The 3,631-nt window shown below is 50.2% G+C and carries 5 protein-coding genes and 1 pseudogene; 4 read left to right on the forward strand and 2 right to left on the reverse strand.

Translation table 11 applies throughout. The features are described 5' to 3' along the window. Both HMPREF2886_RS34205 and HMPREF2886_RS05470 read right to left on the reverse strand, forming a co-directional pair. The coding region (locus HMPREF2886_RS34205) for a hypothetical protein (protein ID WP_139148393.1) at positions 1 to 188 on the reverse strand (188 nt) is incomplete at its 3' end. A 56-nt stretch (positions 189 to 244) separates the two neighbouring features. Beyond that, positions 245 to 526 (reverse strand): hypothetical protein, encoded by a 282-nt coding sequence (locus HMPREF2886_RS05470; RefSeq protein ID WP_049950626.1) that lies wholly within the window; start codon positions 524 to 526, stop codon positions 245 to 247. A gap of 607 nt (positions 527 to 1,133) precedes the next feature. Here HMPREF2886_RS05470 and HMPREF2886_RS34210 point away from each other — a divergent pair. From HMPREF2886_RS34210 to HMPREF2886_RS05490, 4 genes and pseudogenes are all read left to right on the forward strand, one after another. Next, positions 1,134 to 1,421 (forward strand): hypothetical protein, encoded by a 288-nt coding sequence (locus tag HMPREF2886_RS34210; RefSeq protein ID WP_139148394.1) that lies wholly within the window; start codon positions 1,134 to 1,136, stop codon positions 1,419 to 1,421. 24 nt (positions 1,422 to 1,445) lie between these two features. After that, a complete protein-coding gene (locus HMPREF2886_RS05475) occupies positions 1,446 to 2,450 on the forward strand; it encodes a pesticin C-terminus-like muramidase (protein WP_023082022.1) in 1,005 nt (334 codons plus the stop codon). A 12-nt stretch (positions 2,451 to 2,462) separates the two neighbouring features. Beyond that, a complete protein-coding gene (locus HMPREF2886_RS05480) occupies positions 2,463 to 3,125 on the forward strand; it encodes a DUF3218 family protein (protein WP_023082023.1) in 663 nt (220 codons plus the stop codon). A 282-nt stretch (positions 3,126 to 3,407) separates the two neighbouring features. Further along, positions 3,408 to 3,631 (forward strand): annotated as a pseudogene (locus HMPREF2886_RS05490) (flagellar biosynthetic protein FliP); the annotation flags it as partial.

The following is a 3,631-nucleotide window of genomic DNA, read 5'->3' on the forward strand; positions in this document are numbered from 1 at the left end:
CGGCGCCGCAGCTCCCCCAGTTCGATATCGAGGTTTGACTGAGCCGATCCGACCAGCATGCCGTCCAGGCACTGCAGGCGGTCGGACCCGCGTTTCAAGGTGAGCGGATCGCGCGCGGAGATCCACCAGCCATCACGCAAGAGCTGATCAACATGGGCGCGCAACCCCGACAACATCCGTTTATTCATCGTGGTTCGCCTCCTACCTGGCAAGCGAACGATAGCAAACTGGAACCCCTTCACGCCTACCGATAGCAGAGCATTAACGTTACTGGAGAGTACCGATGCTGATTACCGAGAAGCAGCTGCAGATATTTCCGAACGCCGGCCCGCAAGCCGGCGAGCAGTGTGCGGCCGCCGAGGTGGTCATTGATCAGAGCCAGCAGGCTCTCGGCGGAAGAGTGAAGGTCGTTGAGGTCCGTCGACCAGCGGTGCGGGGTGCTGTCGTGGATGTTGTCCAGGGCTTCGACGATGCTGCGCAGGCGGGTGGCGCACTGTTCGATCAGTTGGTGCTGGGTAGAGGACATGGTGGTGTCTCCGGTTGCTCCGGTGCTGTCGTCCGGCAGCGGGAGCGCTTGCACGGTCCTATCCGTTGGATCGCGCGGGGCTGGGTGGGGCAAAGTGCTGCTATCTGAAGTGACAGGCTCTGAAAAACATCAAACCGAACTTTAGGTATGGTCGAGGCTATTGATTTTTTAATAAGTTAAATAAAAAGGGGGATGTATGAAATTCTCAAAGCATTTATTGGTTATGCTTATTTCTTATTCTGCATTATCTGCTGCCGACTCAGAGATAAAGAACGGGATGTATTTGCGGGTCGGTGATGGAGGAGTGTTCAATGTTTTTCTTGATAATCATGGAGACAAGATATTTAGAATTAGGACGCTAGGTAGTAATGGGCACTCTTGCTCTCTAGGGGGAAGGGTTGATGGTTCTAGGATTATAGTGGAGGGGCCATCATATGCAGATTGATGTGATATTGATGTAAAAAATACTGCTGGCAAGATTGAGTTGTCTAGAGGTCGGGAGAGTCTCGGGTGTAGAGACTACTGTGGGCCTAGGGCTGGTTTCTATGGAAGTTACAAGCTTGCATACAGTCTGTGTGAATTTAGTTCTTACAGAAAGAGACTATCCATGATTGAGGGCGCTTTAAGTTCGGGGGATAAAGACAAAGGGTATTTGCTCTCGAAGGAGCTTTATGAGAAGTGCTCGCAGTTCATGGAATCTCTTCCGCGTATTGGGCTGATAAATAAAATATCAGCCTTGAGTTTGGAGCGGGGAGACAAGAAAGCGTGTCGTAAAATGCAGGGTAATGTGGGGTTCTTTGATTCTATAAAGCCTGAATACCTCCCGCAGGATGAAAGAGTAACGTATGAAGCTTTACGTAATGAACATACTAAGTTGCAGAATGAGTGCTCATAAGTTTTCTAAGTAGAGGGCTGTATTATGGATGATGAAGATTTAAAAGAGTTGGAGAGGACTATATCTGATTTGCTTTCTCCGTATGAAAGTGAGGGGAAGGTAGGTGCCTCACTTGATGAATCGCCTATTACTATATATGCCAATCAAATTCCTTATTATATAAATGATACTTGGCTGACTAACTGGAGTGTGGCTGCTCGTACAGGGATAGCTCAGTCGTTAATTGACTCTATAAATACGACTATTGGGCGACCCATGGTCGTGTCTGACCACTATTTCAGAGGGCATGAAATTAGCGTAAGAACGGTTCCTGAGACTGGTGGTAGTAATTTGATAACCATGTCTGATTTTTCGGAAAAGCTCAACTCTCAAATAAATACATTTATACAAGATAGGATTGATGAAGATAAAGAAGCAAAGGTTGCTCTAATCCAGCAGTCAATGGAGTCATTGGCTGCTGAACAAATTAATTCCGACTTTACGGCGAGGCATGAGCTTCCGGCTGGTTCTCGTCCAAACACCGTAACGATTCCCCAGGCAGGTGACTCTGCAATCACGGTCGGATATGGATTTGACTTAGGACAGCACGATGAGCAGGAGCTGATTTCCATGGGGATACCGGTTTCTACCAGGGACAAGGTTCGGCCTGGTCTGGGCTTGAGTAGAACTGATCCTAATATATATTCTGCGCTTGCTTTAATCATCCCTCCATTTACCGATGATGATGGGATGGTGTTGTTCTCTACGAAACTAAATAGGGTGGCTGGCGCTGTTCGTAGCAAATTCTCTGACGTTTGGAGTGGGTTGCCTCCAGCCGTCCGGACGGTAGCGGTAGATATTTACTATCAATATGGTCAAGGGAAAGTCTTTCCTAATTTTGAGGCGGCAATAAGGCAGCATGATTGGGTTGCTGTAGTCTACGAGTTGAGAAATTGGGATGGTCATCCAAATGTACCCGGCGACTACAGAACAAATCGCTTGAATGACAGGGCGGACTATCTTCAACAAGCTTTAGGTCTTCCGAACTAGTGGGGTGATGATATGGCTGATGCCATTAGTGCTGCGCAGGATCAAAATATTTATGTGGCGCCTGGAGCCTCGCTAACCACGCTTTACAAGGGGCTGTATAATATCTGCACCCCTGGCGCAGTATTTCCCGAGGCTGAGACGACAGAGGCTTGGGATATTCCTTTAAGGTTGCATCCGGATTTTGCTCCAAGTGGAGATGTAAATGCTGTTAACCAACAGTATGTGACGGCTCTTGCTCAGGAAACATCCAATATTTTGCTATTGGGGTTCCAGATGTCTCAAAATAAAGATGTAGTATGTGGCGATCTGGTTCCGCTCATTCAAAGTACTAGGGCTAATCTGGTTTCTGTGAAAGCTAAATATGGGGCAGGACTACTTGGGGTGTTGGGTCAAACGACAAATATTTTGCCTAATAGTGTCTCGATAACTCCCGGTACAGGAGGTGGTGCAACCGATAGCTCAGGCCTCCTAGTTGGCTATGGTGTGAACTTAGGGACCCTTACGGCTGCACAGCTTTCAGCGATGAATCTGCCACAAAATATCAAGTCGCTCATCACTCCCGGAGTAGGTCTGCACTTAGGTGCTGTAAACTTCAGTGCAGTCTTCAACCAGATTCGCGATGGAATGCGTTATGTGACGGGCATGGCTCTAACTCTGGCCTACCATGCTCTCTAGGTAATGGCCGGCTCTGCCGGCCTTCTCACTGTAACTGTTTGTTCATTCCCTTAATTTCATATGGGTTGGCGGTAGCTGGAGAAAGCGAGGTAGCAACTCCTCCCCGACGACCTGGCGGGCATGCTTGAGGCTGCCGGTCCGGATGCGCTTCCAGTTCTTGCCCCAGTCCTCCGTCAGTCCGCCCTGGCTCACGAAGAACGGGCCGTGCTTCACGAACACGGCGCCGCCGGCGTTGCGCATGACGAAGTAGGTGTTGTCGTCGATCGGCTCGTCCGCGCGGTCGTGCTCGATCGCCTGGCCGCCGCGCTCTGCCTCCTGCTGCTGGCGCCGTGGCCGGCGCTGGCCGCCGACCCGACATCGATCTCGGCGATCACCGTGACCACCAACGGCCAGGGCCAGCAGGAGTATTCGGTTAGCCTGCAGATCCTGCTGATCATGACCGCGCTGGGCTTCATCCCGACGTTCGTCATGCTGATGACCAGCTTCACCCGGATCATCATCGTCTT

Source organism: Pseudomonas sp. HMSC066A08 (assembly GCF_001813025.1).
Classification (GTDB): Bacteria; Pseudomonadota; Gammaproteobacteria; order Pseudomonadales; family Pseudomonadaceae; genus Pseudomonas; species Pseudomonas aeruginosa.